General features: G+C 71.7%; 15 protein-coding genes. 10 read left to right on the plus strand and 5 right to left on the minus strand.

Annotation, left to right across the window (positions count from 1 at the left end; genetic code table 11):
• Positions 1-23: 23 nt before the first annotated feature.
• From AC067M_RS24010 to AC067M_RS24020, 3 genes are all read right to left on the minus strand, one after another.
• Positions 24-1157: a PP2C family protein-serine/threonine phosphatase gene (locus AC067M_RS24010; RefSeq protein WP_478699064.1), complete on the minus strand. Its 1134-nt coding sequence runs from the start codon at positions 1155-1157 to the stop codon at positions 24-26.
• A gap of 108 nt (positions 1158-1265) precedes the next feature.
• Positions 1266-4931 (minus strand): NACHT domain-containing protein, encoded by a 3666-nt coding sequence (locus AC067M_RS24015; RefSeq protein ID WP_478699065.1) that lies wholly within the window; start codon positions 4929-4931, stop codon positions 1266-1268.
• Between the two features lie 229 nt (positions 4932-5160).
• A complete protein-coding gene (locus AC067M_RS24020; RefSeq protein WP_478699066.1) occupies positions 5161-5685 on the minus strand; it encodes a hypothetical protein in 525 nt (174 codons plus the stop codon).
• Positions 5686-5815: 130 nt separating this feature from the next.
• Here AC067M_RS24020 and AC067M_RS24025 point away from each other — a divergent pair, with 130 nt between their 5' ends.
• Genes AC067M_RS24025 through AC067M_RS24035 form a run of 3 tightly spaced genes read left to right on the plus strand, consistent with a single transcriptional unit; the run spans position 5816 to position 7748 of the window.
• Positions 5816-6067, plus strand: a complete 252-nt coding sequence (locus AC067M_RS24025; protein ID WP_478699067.1) for a hypothetical protein — start codon at positions 5816-5818, stop codon at positions 6065-6067.
• Positions 6064-6651 (plus strand): RNA polymerase sigma factor, encoded by a 588-nt coding sequence (locus AC067M_RS24030; RefSeq protein WP_478699068.1) that lies wholly within the window; start codon positions 6064-6066, stop codon positions 6649-6651. Before AC067M_RS24025 ends, AC067M_RS24030 begins: the two co-directional genes overlap by 4 nt.
• The gene (locus AC067M_RS24035; protein WP_478699069.1) at positions 6648-7748 is read left to right on the plus strand and encodes a hypothetical protein; all 1101 of its coding nucleotides are present in this window, start codon (positions 6648-6650) and stop codon (positions 7746-7748) included. Before AC067M_RS24030 ends, AC067M_RS24035 begins: the two co-directional genes overlap by 4 nt.
• A 57-nt stretch (positions 7749-7805) precedes the next feature.
• Here AC067M_RS24035 and AC067M_RS24040 read toward each other — a convergent pair whose 3' ends face one another.
• Entirely contained in the window at positions 7806-8525 is a 720-nt protein-coding gene (locus tag AC067M_RS24040) for a DinB family protein (RefSeq protein ID WP_478699070.1), read from the minus strand.
• Positions 8526-8899: 374 nt separating this feature from the next.
• Between AC067M_RS24040 and AC067M_RS24045 the strand changes: the two genes are divergently transcribed.
• The 3 genes from AC067M_RS24045 (at position 8900) to AC067M_RS24055 (ending at position 11591) form a co-directional block, all read left to right on the plus strand.
• Positions 8900-9418, plus strand: coding sequence for an ArsR/SmtB family transcription factor (locus tag AC067M_RS24045; protein ID WP_478699071.1), 519 nt, complete (start codon positions 8900-8902; stop codon positions 9416-9418).
• Positions 9415-10503 carry a serine hydrolase domain-containing protein gene (locus AC067M_RS24050; protein ID WP_478699072.1) on the plus strand — a complete coding sequence of 363 codons (1089 nt, stop codon included), beginning with the start codon at positions 9415-9417 and terminating at the stop codon, positions 10501-10503. The genes AC067M_RS24045 and AC067M_RS24050 overlap by 4 nt, the downstream gene beginning before the upstream one ends.
• A 326-nt stretch (positions 10504-10829) precedes the next feature.
• Positions 10830-11591, plus strand: coding sequence for an eCIS core domain-containing protein (locus AC067M_RS24055; RefSeq protein WP_478699073.1), 762 nt, complete (start codon positions 10830-10832; stop codon positions 11589-11591).
• A gap of 196 nt (positions 11592-11787) precedes the next feature.
• Here the strand turns inward: AC067M_RS24055 and AC067M_RS24060 are convergent, their stop codons facing one another.
• The gene (locus AC067M_RS24060) at positions 11788-13206 is read right to left on the minus strand and encodes a COG1470 family protein (protein ID WP_478699074.1); all 1419 of its coding nucleotides are present in this window, start codon (positions 13204-13206) and stop codon (positions 11788-11790) included.
• Between the two features lie 160 nt (positions 13207-13366).
• On the opposite strand from AC067M_RS24060, the gene AC067M_RS24065 reads away from it, so the two are divergent.
• From AC067M_RS24065 to AC067M_RS24080, 4 genes are all read left to right on the plus strand, one after another.
• Positions 13367-13987, plus strand: coding sequence for a helix-turn-helix transcriptional regulator (locus AC067M_RS24065; protein ID WP_478699075.1), 621 nt, complete (start codon positions 13367-13369; stop codon positions 13985-13987).
• Positions 13988-14133: 146 nt separating this feature from the next.
• Positions 14134-17328, plus strand: coding sequence for an HYR domain-containing protein (locus AC067M_RS24070; RefSeq protein WP_478699076.1), 3195 nt, complete (start codon positions 14134-14136; stop codon positions 17326-17328).
• Between the two features lie 19 nt (positions 17329-17347).
• Positions 17348-18028, plus strand: coding sequence for a Pvc16 family protein (locus tag AC067M_RS24075; protein WP_478699077.1), 681 nt, complete (start codon positions 17348-17350; stop codon positions 18026-18028).
• Between the two features lie 148 nt (positions 18029-18176).
• A complete protein-coding gene (locus AC067M_RS24080) occupies positions 18177-20264 on the plus strand; it encodes an ATP-binding protein (protein WP_478699078.1) in 2088 nt (695 codons plus the stop codon).
• Positions 20265-20280 lie beyond the last annotated feature (16 nt).

Below are 20280 nucleotides of genomic sequence, written 5' to 3' on the forward strand. Positions count from 1 at the left end.
GGGAAGCGTGACGTCCTGACCTTTCAGAGGCGTGGTGCGCGGCGGACGGTCAGGACGGCGACGTCGTCGTGCCGGCCGCCGTGCCCCGCGAACGCGCGGGCGTCCTCGTACAGGGCGCGGGGCAGTTCGGTGGGGGAGAGACCGAGGTGCTTCGTCAGGCGCTCGTCGACCGGGTAGAACGAGCCGTCGGCCGCACGGGTCTCGGTGAGGCCGTCGGTGCTCAGCAGCAGCGTGGCACCCTCCGGGAACTCGAACCAGCCCACCGTCGTGGGTTCGAGGGCGAGCGAGGCGAGCCCGAGGGGCACGCCGGGTTCCAGCCGGGGTGTCGTGACGCCGCCCGCGTGCATCAGGTGGGGCAGGATGTGCCCGCAGTTGACGGCCTGCACCTCCTCGGTGTGGGCGTCGATGCCGATGACGAGGGCGGTGACGAAGCGTTCGTCGTCGCCCGCGTGTTCGGCGTAGGAGTTGTGGCGTACGACGGCGGCGTCCAGGGCGTCGACGAGCGCCGTGAGCGTGGGCTCGCGGTACGCCCCCTCGCGGAAGGCCCCGATGACGGCGAACGCGGTGCCCACGGCGGCCAGGCCCTTGCCCTGCACGTCTCCGATCAGGACCCGGGTTCCCCAGGGCGAGGCGACCACCTCGTAGATGTCGCCGCCGACGAGCCGGTCCTCCTGCACGGGTTCGTAGACACCGTTGACCAGGACATCCTCGGTGACCAGGGGGAGGGGGTGCAGGATGTGCCGCTGCATGGCCGCGGCGGTGGAGCGCAGGCGCAGCATCTCGTGCTCGCGTCTGATCCGCCGATGACAGGCGTAGACGGAGGTCACGGCCAGGGCGAGGGTGAGCAGGACCAGCAGCAGGCGGTCGAGCCACCGGCCCTCGGCGACGTCCCGCACCAGCACGGTCGTGGTGACGAAGAGCGTGGTCCACGCGGCGACGAACGTCGTCTGCCGGACGGTGCACAGCGCCGACGCCGCCCCCGGCAGGAACACCAGAAGCCCCAGGAGCCACACCTCTGACCCGGACAGCACACCGAGAACCTCCACCAGGACCGTCACCGACAGCACGCCGGCGACCAGTTCGGTGTTGCGCGGAGGCTCGATGGCCTCGAAGGCTTCCGAGGCGTCGGAGGGTCTCTTCCGACGGCTATCGGTCATACGAACTCCCGAGCAGGTGGTGATCTCCTCGTACGATATGTAAACCCCCACACACGCCGGAGCCGCCCCGCCGAGCCGGGCAGGCCCCGGCCGCAGGGCTCCGGACTCCTACGCGTCGTCGGCGGGGCGCTGCCGGAACACGTCGTTCATGATCTTCTCGGCCATGTCGCCCCGGCCTTCCGCGGCCGTGGCCCGCAGCCACAGGAAGTAGTCGAGCGGCCTCTTCTCGGGTATCTCCTCGCCGTTCCAGTAGGGCGGTCGCCACCAGGTCCGCAGATAGCGGACCAGGTATGCGGTGCGTCCGTCGCCGGAGGTGACGTCGACGCGGTACCTGGTCGCGCTGTCGTGCCGTGGCAGTGTGCTGGGCCGTGGGCCGGGACGGCTCGCGTAGAACGCGTCGCGGTCCTGCTTCGTACAGCCACCGAAGCAGTCGTGGATCACCAGGTCCACGCGGACGCGGTCGCGCCCCGTCCCGACGGAGCACGTCACGCCGTCCGCGTCCGCGGCCAGTTCGTCCGGCGCGTCCTCGCACTTCGTTCCGCGCGGCAGGCGCAGCGCCATCCAGAAGTTCAACGCCGGGTGCACCACCCCGATCCCCGACGGCTCGGCCGCGCCCCACACCGCGCCCGCCAACCGCTGCGAGGCGGCGGTGTCGTAGAGGCCGAACCGCGACTCCTTGGCCAGCGGCACCGGTGCAACGTCCCGCAGGGCGCGCTCCCCGGCCTCGGGTGGCCCGAGTCGGCCCGCGTTGCGCAGCACGGTGAGCGCGACGAGCCGGGCCCTGTCCTGTACCTGTGCCGGGGCGGCGAACTCCACGCTGACGTCCACGGCGACCACGAGATTGTCGACCCGGGCCCGCACCTGGCCGACCGGGGTCTCCGCCAGGAGGCCTTTGTGCTCCCGGAGGACCGGGTCCTGGCTGATCGCCTTGGCGACGCCCAGCCGCGCCGTGTCACCGAGGCCTGAGACCGGTTTGCCGTTCCACATGGTCGTCGCCGACTCGACCCAGTTCTCGGCCTCGGCACGGCTGCTGCTGCGCTTCGCGGTGACGGTGTAGCCGACGCCGATGGTGACGATGGTGTCCGGTCGGAACGGGGCCTGCTCGGCGTAGGCGCATTCGCTGTAGCCGCCCAGCCTCGGGTACTGACTCTTCATGGCCTCCGCGACGGTGGCCCCGATGGTCGGCAGGGTGCCCACGGGCACCCGGGCCGGGACCTCCAGCGCGGGACGCAGGTCGTGCGCGGTCAGCAGGGCGCACGCGGGTTTCACGGAGCTGACCGGGCCCGCCGCGGGCGGTCCGTCCAATGCGCCGGAGACCAGGGCCAGCGCTGCAGCCAGCGCCGTCGGCAGCCCGACCGATGTGATGGCCGGGTCCTGGAACAGCACGCGGCGACCCACCCGCCGAGCGGCCGTCGGGTCCAGCGGGGCCTCGGGCCGACGCGCGGACGCCTCCGTGGCCAGCTCGTTCAGCAGCTCCAGGTGGCGGAAGCGGTAGTAGCCGCCCGTCTGCCGCAGCACCCCGCGCCGGTGGGCGTCCCGGAGGAAGTCCATGAGCCGCCAGGGCAGCCGTCTGCCGAGCGCCAGCCACAACAGCGCCGCGCCGTACCGGCCCCACGCGGAGGCCGCGCAGCTCATGGCGCCCATGCCGATGACGAGTGCCGCACCGGCCGCGCCCCACCTGCCGGCCCCCACCAGGTCCTGGCCGAGGCCGAGTCCCCACGACAGCACGGCGAGCGATACCGCCGACAGCGCCGCCTTGTGCACCGGCAGGTCGACCGTGCCGTCGGGCGGTGACACGAAGCCGACCGCCAGCGCCGACCGCCGGTCCGCGCGCAGCAGGGTCAACGGGCCACGCGCCTCCGGGTCGGCGGGCACCCGCACGGCCATGCGCAGCTCCCGCAGCCCCAGGGCCGCGAGGCCCCCGCCGAAAGCGAGCGCCGCGGCTCGCAGGCTGCTCCAGCCCTCCGGCCTCACCGTCATGAGCCACAGGGCCAGGACCCCCAGCACACAGAGCACCAACGGCAACGACAACAGGCGCTCCCGCCACGACGCCAGAACGCTCCTCGGCACCGGGCGGGCGAACCGCTGGGGCGGCGCCGCGTCCACAGGGCGCGACCCGCACCACTCGACGGCCCCGACCACGCACACGCCCACCAGGACCACGAGCCACATCGGCACCGGCACCCACTGGTAGTCGGCAGACCACGGCACCCCGGCCACGCCGACGGCGACCGCGCACAGGAGCGCCACGGGCAGGCTGAGCACGAGCATGGCGCGGCGCGGCAGTATCCGCTCCAGCCGCCACCACGCGAAGTCCTGCTGGCCCGACTCCCTTTGTCTCAGGGCCAGTTCGCCGAGCCAGCGGCGGGCGCGCTCCGGGGTCCAGCGTGGCGCTTCGCCGGGGAGCGCGGTGCTGTCCGGCGCGTAGGCGGCGTCGACGAAGGCGCTGAGCAGGTGACGCTGGACCGCGCGCTCCGTGTCGAAACGGCCGGGAGTGAGCAGGGTCTTCGGGTCGGCGGTGGTGTCGCTGTACACGGCACGGGCCAGCGCCACCATCAAAGGAGTACGCAGGACGTCGCGCAGCATGCGGGCCGCTTTCCGCGCCTCGGGATCCTCGGGCTCCCGGTCGCCGCGCAGCACCGCGAGCACAGGATCCCACTTGGTGGGCGCGCTGACGTCGGTGGCCGCGGCCCGGGCCCGGGGCCGGGCGGACAGCGGGAGGTACGCGCAGACGTCCGCGACGTCGAGCGCGCGCAGCTCGATCGCCGCCATGCCGGGCAGCCGTACGTCTCCGTCCGCCATCGCCTTGCGGTAGGCGGCGATCCGGCTGGTGAGGATCAGCGGAACGTCACCGCGCAGACCGCCCCGTAACTGGGTGAGCGCGCTCACCCGCGCGGACGGCGGCAGTTCGTCGAATCCGTCCAGGACGAGCAGCACCCGGCCGGAGGCGATCAGCTGGTGGGCCACCGTGCGCCGGGCCGCGCCGGGCGCCGTGATCGCGGAGGGGTGGGTCTCGGCGAGCTCACCGGCTGCCCACCACCACACCGACGGCTGCTCACGGGGGTTCCACGAAGCGAGGGGCAGCACCACGGGAACCGGTTCCCGCCCGGTGCGGCGGCGCAGCAGTTCCCGTGCGAGGCGTACGACGAGGACGGACTTGCCGGCGCCCGGCCCGCCCAGCACGACCAGACGCCCGCGCGGCAGCCGGGCGAACTGGTCGGCGACCTGCCCGAACTCCCCTGCCAGGTCCGGAACCGCACCTGGCTCGGCCGGTACGGGCAACAGGCCCGCCGGATGGTCCCCGAGGCCCGGTGCCGCGGGTCCCCAGCGCACCGGGAGCGGCATCGGGTCGCCGATCCGACCGTGCTCCTCCTCGCGGGAGTACTGCGCCTGAAGCATGGCGGCGAGCGCGTCCGCGACGGAGTCGAGGCGCGTCGCGGACACCGGGGCGGCGGCGCGCCGCTGTTCCCGCCGTCGGCGCGCGGCCGGCAGGACGACCAGCAGCACGGCCATCGCGGCGCACCCCGCCGCCGCGGCCCACCGGGTGCCCGCGCCGACCCTCGCGCCACCGCCTCCGGCGCCCAGGAACACACCGAGCGCGACGAAGCCGGCGCCCGCCAGTGCCGCGAACAGGTGGTCCCAAGCTGTCTGCCTGGGCGGAAGGTTGACGGTGTCGACGTGCTGGGCCTGGAGGACCGGACCGTGGAACGACCCGCCCGAGATCTCGTTCACCCGGCTCCCGCCGCCGTCGGCGCCGCGCCATCCCCCGCCCATCCGCGTCCTCCCCCCGGATTTGCATGGTCCTGTCACCATCCTGCCCACGCGGCCCCCGCACCGACAGCCCGGTCACCACCAGCCGTTGCAGACCTGTGATTCCGGACGCGCAGGCGGCGTAGATCCGGCACGTGAGGATCCGTCGGAAGCGTCGACGGCTGGTTCAACGGACCCTCAGGACATCGAGCCCACGGCGAGTTGGGTGCGTTGCCCCGCCTTGGGTGACCGCTCAGGCGCCGAGACTGCGGATGGTCTCCTGCACCAGACGGCCCCCCTTGGGCGCGTACCACGAGGTGTACGACGACAGCTTGGCGACCGCCGCACCCAACCACTCGGGGTCACCGAGCCGGTCCAGTCCTTTCGCCTCGGTGAGCTGGTCGAACAGGGCCTTCAGCACGATGACGTGGCCGCCGGTGTAGCGGCGCTCGTGATGCGTGTACCGCACCTTCCACAGCTCGTACGGATGGCGCCGGATGCCGTACAGGGAGCAGCCGTCGCGGCCCATGTCGGCATCGGGCTGGGCGGCTCCGATGATGCCTGCGCCGGTGCTGGCCTGCCACCTCCGGTAAGCGGCTCGCACCTTCAGCTCCATGAACTGGGACCACTCGACGGCGAGCAGGGGCGCCGCCTCCCCGCGCCGGCAGTGCTCCAGGCCCTCGGGCGTGAGCACGATGGACAGGCCGTCCTTCCGCGTCGGGTCCCCGATCACCCACCGGTCCCCGATCAGCTCCAACGGCCCCAAATACCGGGCCATGGACCTCCCCCTCCGGACTCGATCGTCGGCAAAGATTCTCACCTGGCAAGTTCACGATCAAGGTCCGTACACGCTCTTCCTTCATGAGAGCCGAGCACAGAGCGGTCACCAGCATGAGGAAGGCAGATCGGTGGACACAACGACAGTCACCATCAGCATCGGACTGGTCATCATCGCCAAGGTCTGCGCGCTGTTGACACTTTGGTTGCGTTTGCGCTGGAACGCACGACGTGAACTGGCACAGCAACAGTATCTTCTGCGTGCCGCCAGAGCGGTGGGTGCGGGCGGCCAGTTGGAACTGGACGACCAACGCGGCAGCAGTCACCGCCTCCGCGTGAAGATCACCCGCACGCTGCCTCACAGGGAGGACCACACCGCGTGAGCAATCTCGACCCGGCCGACGGAAGTGAGAGTCCGGCGGCCGCGCCCGCCGAGAGTTCCGGCTCGCTGGACGAACGCCGGCGCCTGCGTCAAGAGACCGACGAACAGTTCTCCGTTTTCTACCGCGGCACCGTCCGCCCCCTGGTGGCGTTTCTCGTCAACCAGGGGGCCACCGTGGAGCTCGCCGCTGACATCGCTCAGGACACACTGGCTGCCGCCTATCAGCGCTGGAGCGACCTGCATTCACCGCGCGCATGGGTACACAAGGTGGCCTCCCGCGCATTAGTGCGCAAGATCGCCTCCATCGAGGAAGACCCTGTGGACGAAGTACCAGAACCGACCTCCCTGCTGGCCCGCCCGGACTCCATCGAAGAATGGGAAGCGCGGCACGATGCGCTTCCGATGCTGCGTAGTCTCCCGCCGCGCCAGCGTCAGGTCATGGCTTGGACACTCGCCGGCTTCACTCCCGGCGACATCGCCGATCAACTGGGCGGGGACCTGACTCCCGAGGCCGTCCGCGCCAATCTCATGAAGGCTCGCCGCGCCGCGGCTGCATACTTCAAGACACGGGAGGAGGAGCAGTGACCGACGCCTCGGAAGACGATGCGGCCACGGCCGTGGCCCGCTGGCTCGACCAGCACCAGACCTCCCTGATCGGCGCGCTGGAGGACATCCTCGACACCGAAAGCGGCCTGCGTGAGATTCTGCTCCAGTCTCGCCACGACACGGCCACGGACGAACTCGACAGCATCCTCGACGCCGAATCCGGTCTCGCCGCCATCCTGCCCACCACCGACCACCCCGTATCGCCCGGTCAGCCCGAAAAGCAGGCGCGGGAAAACCCCGCGAGCAGTGGAACCGCGGCCTCGGTGAGTTCCTCGGATCGCCTGGCCCTGCGCAGCCACCGCGCTGTGGCGGCGGCAAGCCGTGTCCTTGCCCGTGACCGCAGGTACGCCCACGAAATCGATCTCAGCCGGGCCGGTGCCGACGACCGTCACCTCTCCCTCGTTCTGTCTCTCATCCTCGCCCGTGATCTTTCCCGTGATCTCGCCCGGGCCCTCGACCGGGGCATCAAGCAGGCGGACCGTTCCGATCTCGTCCTCGCCCACGCCCACGAACTCGCGTTCTCCCGCTACCTCGCCCGCACCGTTGCTGAGGCCCGCGACCTCGAACTCCCCGAACTCGTTCTCCGTGCCCGTTCGATCAGCCGTAAGCCCATACTCGGCTGCGACCTCGACCAGGCCCTCGCACAAGCCCACGATCTCGACCTCGCCCTGATCCTTTCCCACGCCCGGGATCTCGACCACGATCTCAACACTGCTCTCACCTTCGTCCGCGACCAGGACCGCAGCCACGACAGCGCGTTCACACGCGACCTGATCGATATTCGTACCAACCAATTGCGCCGGGCCATCGAGAACGCAGTCGGCCGAAGGCTGCCCGAGATCGACACCGACTCAGTGCATGACTTCCTGGATGACTTCACCAACGCTGACCTGCGCACCGTGAATCTGGAAGGCGTCGACCTCGAAGGGGTCTCATGGTCGGAGACGGGAACGCGATGGCCGCCAGGCCTGGATGTCGAAGACCTCAAGCAACAGTCGGAGGAAACCTCTCCGGGCAGCAGAATCTGGACTGTCCGGTCGGACACGACAACCGTCGGTGACTTCGCCGAACTGTGACAGGGCGTCGGTGTGGCCGTAGCAACGGGCAAGCTCCCGCTCGCGGCGCGCCCGGGCCTACCCGGCAGGGGCGAAGCGGGCCTGCCACAGGTCGCGGAGCAGGGCGATCTCGGCCATGTGGTGGATGAATTCGAGGTTGGCGCCGGACAGCGCGCCGACGAAGGGGTGGTCGGCGTCGTTGCTGTACGGGTACTGGGAGAAGCCGACCGTGTCGAGTTGCTTGTCGGTGAGGGTGGCGACGCTGTCGCGCCAGCGGTCGATCAGTGTCCAGAACCGGTCGAGTGCCAAGGGGGCGGAGGGGGTGAAGTCGACGAGCAGCTTCGGTTCCTGCCGCCGTTCACCGAAGGTCCACTCCCACTGGCCCGCGAAGTGGAAGTGCAGGTGCCCCAGGCGCCACGCGATGGTCGTGATCGGCGGTTCGTCGGGCTCCGGCGCCCCGGTGTGGGCGAGGACCTGCTCGACCCGCTCGACACTCACGCTCCAGTCATCGGCGATCTTGGCGATGGTCATGCCACCGGCGGCCTGCCGGGCGACCTCGGCGTACTCGCTTGCCGGGATGTCCGGGGCGCCCTGATCGAGAACCCACTCGCCCGGCCCGAACGCCCTGGGCGTCGCCGCCTCGCCCCGGCGCCGGATCGACCAGCAACCGGGCACCGGCTCCCACAGGTACTCCTCGTCGCTGAGCCCCGTCAGCCGTACCTGCGCCATCTCCCTGGCGTGGTCGAACTGGTCGAGCAGTAAGCCCAGACGGTCGGTTCGCGCGCCCTCAGTCTCCATGCCGGGTCCCTTCGCGGTCGCCTCTCGCAACTCCACAACCTCAGACGGAAGTTAACGGCTCCCCTCATGGGGCGCGACCGATTTCCCCACCGATGCAGCGGTGCGGCACCCGACGTTGGCCAGGTGGACCTGAGCCGGACCTGCGTCGTGAGTCGTCGAAGTCGAGCTCGGCCTCGGGGAGGCGGGCACCTGGTTCAGGGCGACGGCGACGCTTCGGCCGCCGGGTCCTACGGCGACCAGGGCCCGGTGATCGCCGGGTCGCGGGCAGCAAGCGGCCGTCGAACTCGCGGGCAGCAGGCGGCCGTCGCACAGGGCGTGGCGAACCGCGTCAGGTGGCTTGCTCTGTTATTCCGGAATAACGTAACGTCTGCCTCATGGCTGATGACTCCCTCGCGGAGCGAGTCGCCGCGCTCGAAGAACGGGTGTCGCGGCTGGAGTTGGGACCGAACGTCTCGCGGAACGACGTGTTCTGGGCACTTGAAGGGCTGCGCCGGCGGCTCACGGGCGACGGGGAGGTGCTCTTCACCGGCGCACTGGACCTGCCCACAGGCGAACACTACGAATGGCAGCAAGGCGCGTCGGCGGAGCAACTGCTCGAAGCCGACTGGGCCGATCACGCCGCGCCGTACGCCGCCCTGGGGCACCCGGTGCGGCTCACCCTGCTGCGCGCGGTGCTGCGAGGAACCCGGTCCGCGGCCGAGTTGCAGGAGACAGCCGGACTGAACACCACCGGACAGCTCTACCACCACCTCAAACAGCTCACCGCCACCGGCTGGCTCCAGGCCGAGGGGCGCGGCCACTACCAGGTGCCCGCGGGCAGAGTGGTGCCGCTGCTCGTGCTGTTGTCCGCGGTGGTACCGGCACCGAAACCGACGACAAGGAATGAAACATGAACCGACGGAAGTTCCTGGGCGCTGCGATAGCCGGAACCGGTGTGTCGCTGTTACCCCTGGACGCCACGGCAGCCGAGGGCGACCTGGCCGCACGGGTGCGGCCTTACCTGGACCGCGCCTTGGCCGCAGGCAGTCCGAGCGTGGTGTGCGGAGTCGTCCGTGGTGCACACGGATACGCGGCGGGCGCCTCCCAGAACGGCCCCGCACCGGACGGCCGGACGGTGTTCCAACTCGGCTCGATCGGCAAGACCCTCACCGCCACGGCACTCGCGCGCGCGGTGTGCGCGGGCACGGTCCGCCTCGACGCGCCCCTCGTTCTGCCCCCCGGGTTCCGCATCCCGAGCAAGGGCCCTCGGCGGATCACCCTGGCCGACCTGGCGACCCACACCTCCGGTCTGCCCTCGTTGCCGCCGAATCTCCTGGCGGAGGGGGACCCCTACGACCCGTACGCGCACTACACGCTGGACGACCTGGCCGTCGGCCTGGCCGAGACGACCCTGAGCACCGAGCCGGGCAGCACCTACGCCTACTCGAACCTGGGGTTGGGACTGCTCGGCCAGGCACTGGCCTTCGGTGACGTGGACGCGATGCTGCGGCGCAGTGTGACAGCGCCGCTCCGTCTGACCGACACGACGACGACCCTGAGGCCGGACATGGCCTCCCGCAAAGCCGTCGGACATCTCGCCGGGGAGCCCGTCCCCGACTGGCACGATCACGTTCTCAGCGGCGCGGGCACCTCCGTCTACAGCACCGCCGACGACATGCTCCGCTTCCTGCGCGCACAACTGCGCCCAGAGCGCTCGCCGTTGCGGAACGCGATCGAGCTGACCCAGCGCCCTCGCTTCACCGTCGACCAGGACCTGCGGCTCGGGCTCGGCTGGCACCTCAGTGCCCTGACCGGTGGGCGGACCATGACCTGGCACAACGGCGGCACCGGCGGATTCAGCACGTGTGCGGCGTTCAGCAGGCAGAGCATGACGGCGGTGGTCATGATGGTCAACACCTTCAGCGAGGAGTCGGACACCGCCCCCCGCCCGGTCGACGCGCTGACCTTCGCGCTGCTCGCCGAACTCGACGAGGCCTGACCCTCTGAGAAGCACTCCGGCCGAGCCGGGCAGACCCGGCCCACCTGGAGGAGGAGCGGTAGGGCGCATCTCTGTGCCGGCTGACGAGCCGGAGGTGAGGGAGTGCCTGGACGGCGCCTGACGTGCAGCCGCCCCGGAGGCACGTGGGTCGCGTCCCGGCACGGGCCGAAGGGGCAGCCCGGTGTACGGGCACCCGGGCTGGCGTCTGCCTCATCGGGCAGTGGTGGCTGCACTCCCGTAAGCAGCGGTACGCCTGTACCCGGCGCGCACACTGAGGCAGTGTCAGGGTCAGAGAGGTCTGCCGCTGGACGTCCCAGGGAGCGAGGATGCCCGACCACGTACACGACCACGAGCACGACCAGGACCATCAACAAGCCGGCCACAAGCAGCCCCAGGCCGACGACTCGCGGCTGTTCAAGGCGGCAGCCGCGGGTCGCCCGGATGTTCTGGGCCCGTCCGGCATGGGCACGCTGCAGCGTGCCGTCGGCAACAGTGCGGTGGGCGCCATGCTGCAGCGGGAGCAGGACGAGGAAACCCCCTCGGCCCGCTCGCCCGTGCACGACGTCATAGGGTCCGGCTCCGGGCAGGCCCTCGGCGCCGATGTCCGCTCCGACATGGAGGCAAGGCTCGGCGCGGACTTCTCCGACGTGCGGGTGCACACGGGTGACGCGGCGCACGAGTCCGCGAAGTCCGTCGGAGCGCATGCCTACACCGTCGGCAACAACGTCGTCTTCCAGCGGGATGCCTATGACACGTCGTCCCAGGCCGGGCGCACGACGCTCGCCCATGAGCTGACCCACGTGATCCAGCAGCGCCACGGCCCGGTCGACGGGACCACGGCACCCGGTGGGATCCGGGTCAGCGACCCCTCGGACCGGTACGAGCGGGAGGCCAGCGCGAATGCCGAACGCGTCATGTCCGCCCCGGCCCCGGCCTCACAGGCTGCGGAGCGGGCAGCCGCCGCTCCCGGGCCGTCCGCAGCGGTCCAGCGGCAGTCCGAGCAGGACGACGAGGAACCCGCCGACGTGCAGGGGCTGTTCGTGCAACGGGCCGAGGAGGAGCAGCAGGACGAGCCGGGCGACGCATGAACGGCATCGCCCCCGGGCGCGTCCCGGGGGGCAATGCATGAACGGCATTCCCCCGGGCGCGTCCCAGGGGGCGATGTATGACCGGCACGGTCCCGGGCGCGTCCCGGGGACCGTGCCGGTTCGCCGTCCGGCTCAGCCCCGCCCGCCCGAACGCCAGCCGCTGGCGGCCGGTAGGTCCTGCCGCCCTTCAGCCGGGTCAGCCCGCGGCGGGGGAGGCACTCGCGCTGGGCGCCTGCCGCAGCGTCCCGCCGACCAGCACCGACTCGTCGCACTGGGCCGGCGTCGGACCGCCCACCGGCCGTCCCACCGCGCTGCAGGTCACCGTCATGGTGATCCGCCCCCCGGCGGGCACCACGATCGGGGTGACGAAGTGGTAGTCCTGGTCACGGAAGTTCTGCAGCGCGAGCCTCAGCAGGGTCCGGCTCCCGGACGCGATGACGACGGTGCCGGAGTCGCCCTGCGGGTTCTGCACCACGAGGTCCGTCAGGTCGAGCGCCTGGCCGGCCGGGACGCGGTACACCGTGTCGGACGTCGGGTCGCCGCCCACCGAGTCCTTGACCTCGGCCTGAGCGCTGCGCGGATCCCCCGCACCCCCGCCGCCACCGCTCCCGCTGCCTCCCGTGCCCCCGCTTCCGCCCGTGCCCCCGCCGTCTGCTCCGCCCGTGCCCCCGCCGGTACTTCCGGCCGTCGATCCCGCCGCGGTGCCGGAGCTCGGTGAGCCACCCGCCGCCGCGTCCTTTCCGGTTCCGGCGGCGCCCGCCGACGTACCGGACGAGCCACCGCCGCCGGCGGCGCCGGACGCGTCGGGGCTGGGTGACAGCACAGCGGCCACCTGCTTCTTGGTCTCCTCCCGCGCGGCCGACTTCACCACCGGGCGCAGCAGGGCGAACCAGACGATGGCCAGGGCCGCCACCGCGGCCACCGCCGCCAGCAGGGCGCGCGGCAGCCAGCGCGGCAGTATCGCGTCCTGCTGGTAGGTGCCGTCCAGGGGGACCGACTCGTGCGGCACCTCGCCCATGGGTGTCGCCACCACCTGGAAGGGATGCACGACGGGAGCGCCGCGCCACAGCCGCCGCGCCGGACGCGCGGTGAGCCGCGACACCTCGGCCGCACCCGGCGGCAGTTCGACGGTCTCGCGGGAGAAGCGCAGCCGCACCCGGGAGCTGTCCCCCTGGGCCGCCAGCTGCACCGTCACCGGGATGTTGCCCCGGTTGTCGACGGCCACGTCCGTATGGCCGCGCCAAGCGCCGTCGAACCCGCGGGGCACCAGCTCCCCGGTGATCGAGGCGAACGGCAGGACCGTGACGACGCCCTCGGGCACCACCGCCGTGCCGGGGGCGCTGGTGGGCACCACCCGCACCCCGAACGGGACGTCCCCGGCCGGCACCTCCGAGCTCCGGGGCGGGCTCAGCGTGAGGACCGCGGTGCCCGTACTGTCCGGATACAGCGAAAGGCTCGTCGGTTCGACGGTCGCCCAGGCCGATGCCGGGCCCACGACGTCAAAGCGATACTCCTCCACCGTGCTGCCGGAGTTGCGTACCTGAAGGGGGACTTCGATCCGCCCCCCAGGCTCGGCGGTCACAGCGGTCGTGTCCAGGCTCGCCGCAGTTGTCATGATCGGCACGATAAGGGCGGTGACAGTGGCGGGCAGGGGCCTCACAGGAAGACTTTCGGGAAGCTGATGTGCCCATTGACGCCTTGTTGACTTTGCGTGGAGTCACCTGCCGCATACTGCTCGACGCGCCGCGAGGCGCTCGACCAGGGGGGAGACTGGTGTGGACCGGATAGTTGTGTGCCTGCGCGCGGATGACCCGATCTCCAGAACGGGGGTCGCCACCCAGCTGCGGTCCCGGCCGGAGATCCGGCTGCAGGAGGAGGGGGAGGAACCGGCCGCCGTGGTGGTGGTCGTCGTGGACACCATAGACGAGGAGTCGTTGCGGACCCTTCGCCACATCCGGCGGACGACGGCGGCCCGGGTGGCGCTGATCGCCACCCGCATCGACGACCAGCAACTGGTCGGTGCCGCCGAGTGCGGAGTGGCGGGCATCCTGCGCCGGGCCGAGGCGACGCCGGAGCGGCTGGTGCAGGTGATCAACGCGGTGGCCAGGGGAGAGGGAAGCGTTCCCGCGGACCTGCTGGGCCGCTTGCTGGAGCAGGTCGGCCAGTTGCAGAGCCAGGTCCTGGCGCCGCGCGGCCTGAACTTCAGCGGCCTCACCGACCGGGAGATCGAGGTCGTCCGACTCGTCGCCGAGGGGTACGACACCGGGGACATCGCGTCGAAACTCGCGTACTCCGAACGCACCATCAAGAACATCCTGCACGAGCTCGTCACGCGGCTGCATTTGCGCAACCGCTCTCACGTCGTCGCCTATGCGCTCCGGCAGGGACTCATCTGAAGGGGTCGGATCGCATCGGTGGCGAAGGGAGAGGCGGATTGCCCGGAGGGGCAAACCGCTCTTCCCCGAGGCGTGTCCCCGGCGCCGCTCCGTCGAAGAGCGGCGCCGGGAACGGTGGGGCAGACGCCGATCTGGGAGGGGATGTCGTGCGGTTGTTCCGGCTGCGGGCGGGCCTGATGGCCGCGGTCCTCGCGCTCGGCGCGCTGGGGGCCGGCATCGGAGACACGGCGCCGCGGGCCCGGACAACGGCTTCGTCCTCCTCGTCGGCGACGGCCACGGCGTCTCCGGCTACGGCGTCCCCGGCCTCGGCGTCTCTGACTACAGCGGCGTCCCCGGCGTCGGCGTCTGCGGCTACGGTGTCCCCGGCGTCCCCGGTCACGCCGTCGCTGGTGGAGCAGTCGCTGAATCCCGGCGCCTCGATCACCGTCGCCAAGCAGGTGCAGACGCCGGCGGTGCCGCCCAAGCCGGATGTCGTGCTGCTGGTGGACAACACCGGGAGCATGGGCAGCGTCATCGCCAACGTGAAGGCCAACCTGCCCACGATCGTCAACCAGGTCTTCGCCGTGCAGCCCGACTCCCGGTTCGCCGTCGCCAGCTTCGGTGACCAGGACGACCCGGACGTCGGCGCTGACCGGCTCTTCCTCCTCCACCAGCCGTTCACCAACGACCGGGCCGCCATCCAGAGCGGCGTCGATCAGCTGGACGCCAACCATGGCTACGACGTGCCGGAGGACTGGGGCAACGGGCTGTTCGAGGTGGCGACGGGGGCGGGCGGCCGGAACACCTTCCGCGACGGAGCCACACCCATCGTCGTCCTCGTCGGCGACGCACCCACCCACGAACCGAGCAACCAGCACCACTTGGCGGACGTCATACAGACGCTCAAGGACCACGGCGTCAAGGTCCTCGCCGTCGGGGTCGGCGGAAACGGGCTCGACTCGTACGGCCAGGCCAAACAGGTCACCCAGGCCACCGGCGGTACGTACCTCCAGGGAATCGACCCGGGCCATGTGTCGAACGCCATCGTCCAGGGACTGACGAACCTGCCTGTCGCCGTCAGCCACCGACTCGTCGACTGCGACCGCTCGCTGAGCGTCTCCCTCTCTCCGGCAAGCGTCCAGGTGACCAGCGGCCAGATCGCCTCCTTCAGCGAGGAGATCACGGTGTCCCCGGACGCGCCGCAGGGCTCCACGCTGTCCTGCACGGTCCAGTTCTCCCTCGGCCCGGCAGCCGACCCGGCCTACCGGGAGCAGATCCGCATCACCGTCAACGACGTGACCGCTCCGTCGGTGACCGTCGACGACCGTACGGTGGAAGCCACCGGCCCGGACGGCGCGGTCGTCGACTACCCGGCCGCCGCGCACGACAACGTCGACGGCGACGTCCCGGTGTCGTGCGAGCCGTCCTCCGGGACGCGCTTTCCCATCGGGCGGACGACGGTCACCTGCACGGCGACCGACAAGGCGGGCAACACCGGGCGCGACACGGCCGTGTTCACCGTCGTCGACACCACCGCGCCGGTGGTGAGAGTCGACGACCGCACCGTCGAGGCGACCGGCCCCGACGGCGCGGTCATCACGTATCCCGCCACGGCCACGGACCTCGTGGACGGCGACGTCCCGGTGTCGTGCGATCCGCCCTCCGGCTCGAAATTCCCGATCGGGAGAACCACCGTCACCTGCACGGCGACCGACAAGACCGGCAACACCGGCCGCGACACGGCCGAGTTCACGGTGACGGACTCCACTGGCCCCGTCGTCACCGTCGAGGACCGCACCGCGGAGGCGGCCGGTCCCGACGGCGTGGTCGTGGAGTACCCCGCGTCGGCGCAGGACACGGTCGACGGGAAGCTGCCGGTCACCTGTGAACCGCCGTCGGGTTCGGTGTTCCCGATCGGGGAGACGAAGGTGGCCTGCAGGGCGACGGACTCGCGCGAGAACACCGGTACGGACACCGCCGTAGTCACCGTCGTCGACACCACCGCGCCCGTCGTGACCGTCGACGACCTGACGGTGGAGGCCACCGGCCCCGACGGCGCTGTCGTGGAGTACGAAGCCACCGCGGTCGACACCGTGGACGGACCGACGAAGGTCACCTGCACCCCGCCCCCCGGCTCCACCTTCCCGCTCGGGGAGACGACGGTGACCTGCCGGTCGACCGACGCGCACGAGAACACCGGCGAGGACACCGCCGTGATCACGGTGGTCGACACGACCGCGCCCGTGGTCACCGTGGACGACCGCACCGCGCCGGCCACCGGGCGCGACGGCGCCGTGATCGAGTACACCGCCACGGCCGGGGACCTCGTCGACGGGCCCGTGTCCGTCACCTGCACGCCCGTGTCCGGTTCCACCTTCCCGGTCGGCGAGACCACCGTGACCTGCACCGCTACCGACGCCGCAGGCAACACCGGCACCGACACCGCCGTCTTCACCGTCGTCGACGACGGCAAGCCCGTCGTCCAGGTGGACGACCGGACCGTGCGGACCCTGAGTCGGGACGGCGCACCCGTCACCTACACCGCCACCGCCCAGGACCTCGTCAACGGCATCCTGCCCACCACCTGTACTCCGCCCTCGGGGTCGAACTTCCCGATCGGGAAGACAACCGTCACCTGCACGGCGACCGACGATGCGGGCAACACCGGTACCGACACCGCCGTCGTGACCGTCGTCCTGATCCCTCCGGTGCCGGTCGCGCCCTCCGCCGACCTCGCCGTGACCGCCGCCGCCGACCCGCAGCCCGCCTTCACCGGTGGCACCGTCACGGCGACGTTCACCCTCACCAACGCCGGACCGGACAACGCGACGAACGTCGTCCTGACCACCGGGACACCCGGGGCCGCCACCATGGTGAGCCCCCAGGACCGCTGCACCCCCACCAGCCCCTGCACCCTGAAGGCCGGCGGCCGGATTCAGGTCACCACCCGGCTGTCGTACGACAAGGCCACCAGCGGAGCCCTGACGGCCCGGGTCGCCGGCACACCGACCGACCCGCGCACCGCCAACAACTCCGACACGGTCCGGCTCCGCGTCCTCCAGCCCGTGCTGACCGCCGGGCCCGTCGTCGCCCGGCTCGGCGACGTCGTCCTCGCCGAGGGCCGCGACTTCCCGGCCGGCACCGTCGTACGACTGAAGTGGAGCCAGGGCATCACCGCCGCGACGGCTCCCGTGCGGGTGGGCGCCGACGGAACGTTCCGCACGCAGGTCCTCGTCCTGCGCAAGGACCGGACCGGAGCACGCCTGCTCCGCGCCACAGGGCCCGGATACGACCCGCTCAGCGCGAAGATCCTCGTTGTGCCCCGCAGCCTCCAGCCCCCCGACTTCATCGGCCGAGGATGAGAAGGGCGGAGGTGGAACCGTGATCCACGAGGTGGACGACGCACTGCGCGCCCTCGTCAAGAACGACGCCCTGGGCGGCACACAGGTCAGCGTCGTGTTCGACGCACCCACCCGCGAGTGGGCGGCGAAGGTCAACGCCCCTACCGTCAACCTGTACCTCTACGACATCCGGGAGGACATGCGCCGCCGCTCCCGCGGCCTTTCCAACGAGTACGACGAGCGCGGCACCGTCGTCGCCCGGCACCGCCCGCCCCGGTACTTCAAGTTGTCCTACCTGATCACCGCCTGGACCCGGCGCCCCGAGGACGAACACCGCCTGCTGTCGTCCCTCCTGCTGTGCCTGCTGCGCAGCGACGCCATGCCCACCGAGCACCTGACCGGCTCACTGGCCGAGCTTCCGTTGCCGGTGCCGATGACGATCGCGCTGCCGCCCCCCGAGGACCGGTCGTTCGCGGACGTGTGGAGCGCGCTCGGCGGTGAGCTGAAGCCCTCCCTCGACCTCGTGATCAGCGTCCCCCTCGTCGGGACCGGGACCGTTCCGGTGGGACCGCCGGTCACCGAGGAGGGCGGCCTGCGGCTCGGGCTGGAGAACACCGGGCACACCGGCCAAGTCCCCACCGGAGCGCGGGAAGCCGACGCGGCGGACGAGCCGGCGGTGCGTCGCCAGCGGCCGGCACTGTCCCGGCGCGTCCGGGAGTGAGCACGGCGGCCGGAGTGGGCGGGGCAGGGGCGCGGTCGGCTGGGGTGCCGCCCGGTTCCGGCGAGGTACCGCGCCCCCGGAAGGGGCGCGGGGAACTGTGCGACCAGCCCCAACCGGCCCGCGCCTTCCTGACTGCACACTCAGCGGATTGAACCCGCGGAGCGAGGAGCATCCCATCGCCGAGAACCCCAGCCTTCGCCACCTGCTGGACCGGGTGGTCCTCGTCGAGGAACGCGTACGCCGTGCCGTCGCGGCCCGCAGGCGGGCGGACCCCAACCCGGACGACGCCTTCCGGGGCCTCTACCTCACCGACGAGGCCATCGACCGCCTCCTCGACACGCCGCCCCGTCCCGCTGCCCCCGACCGCACGGACGCCGGCCGACACGCCGAGGCCGAGACGCGCGCCGACACCGCCGACCCGCCCACCAGCCTGCGCCGCCTCACGGCCGGCCTGGGCCTGACCGACCTCGACGTCGAGATCCTGCTCATCGCCCTTCTGCCCGATCTGGACGCCCGGTTCGAATCGTTCTACGGCTACCTCAACGACGACGTCACCCGGCGCCGCCCCTCCATCGGCCTGGCTCTGGAGCTGTGTGGACTGTCCCCGGCGGACGCCTCCGCCCGCGCCCGCCTCGGCGCCACCGCGCCCCTGCTCTCAGGTGGCCTGCTGCTCACCGAGGACCCGGACCGCCCGTTCCTCGGGCGCGCCCTGCGGGTGCCGGACCGGGTCACCGCGCACCTGCTCGGCGACGACACCCCCGATCCCCGCGTCGCCGACCTGCTGACCCCGGCCCCGCCCGTGCCCGGAGTGGGCGACGCAGCCCCGCTGGCCCGGGCCCTCGCGGCCGACATCCCCCTGGCCTACCTGCGCGAGGAGCAGGGCGGCGCGGGCCCCGCCCTCGCCGCCACCGCCCTCACCCAGGCCGGGCGCCCCGCACTCGCCCTGGACCTGGCCCGCCTCGCCCGCGACCCGGCCCCCGCCGAAGCCATACGCACCGCCGTACGCGAGGCCCGGCTGACCGGCGCCGGTCTGGTCTGCGCCCCGGTCGACGCCCTGGACCGGGACCGCGAACGGGCCGTGCTGCTAAGGCAGTTGACGGACTCCCCCGTCCCCGTCGTCCTCGTCGGTCGCACCCCGTGGGACGCCGCCTGGTCCACGCGGCCCCCGCTGCTGCTGCACGCACCGCGCGTCGAGCCGACCGCGCGAGCCGCCCTGTGGCAGGCCGCATACGGGCTTTCCGCGCCCGCCGGCATCGACGTCCCGAACCTCCTGGCCCCCTTCCTCCTCACCCCCGAACAGATCACCCGCGCCGCCCGAAGCGCCGCCCAGAACGCCGTCCTGGACGGCGCCGGACTGCGCCCCGAGCACGTACGCCGCGGCGCCCGGGCCCAGAACTCCGCCGGACTCGACCTGCTCGCCCGCCGCATCGAACCCGCCGTCGGCTGGGACGACCTCGTCCTGCCCCCTGACGCCCTGGCCCAGCTCCGCGAGCTCACGGCCCGCGCCCGCCACCGCGACCTCGTGCTCGGCGCATGGGGCATGCGCCCCGGCGGCGCCCGCGGCCGCGGCGTCGTAGCCCTGTTCGCGGGTGACTCCGGCACCGGCAAGACCATGTCCGCGGAGGTCATCGCCGCCGACCTGGGCCTGGACCTCTACACAGTCGACCTGTCCACCGTGATCGACAAATACGTGGGCGAGACGGAGAAGAACCTCGAGCGCATCTTCTCCGAAGCGGCCGGGGTGAACGGCGTCCTCCTCTTCGACGAGGCCGACGCGATCTTCGGCAAACGCTCAGAGGTCAAGGACGCCCACGACCGCTACGCCAACGTCGAGAGCGCCTACCTCCTCCAGCGCATGGAGTCCTTCGACGGCCTCGCCATCCTCGCCACCAACCTCCGTGCCAACCTCGACGACGCCTTCACCCGCCGCCTCGACCTCGTCATCGACTTCCCCGTCCCCGACCCCGCCCAGCGCCTCGCCCTGTGGCACCGCTGCCTGGCCCCCCTCCTCCCCGGCACCGTCGACCTCGACCTCCCCTTCTGCGCCGACTCCTTCGAACTCGCCGGCGGCAACATCCGCTCCATCGCCGTCACGGCCGCCTACCTCACCGCCGAGGCCGGCTCGCCGCTGACCATGCGGCAACTGATCCACGCCATCCAGCGCGAATACCAGAAGCTGGGCCGACTGACCCTGGCCAGCGAATTCGGGCCGTACGTCGACCTGCTCGTCTCGTGACCCGACCGAACGGAGG

It is taken from the genome of Streptomyces sp. NPDC043427, from assembly GCF_056436655.1.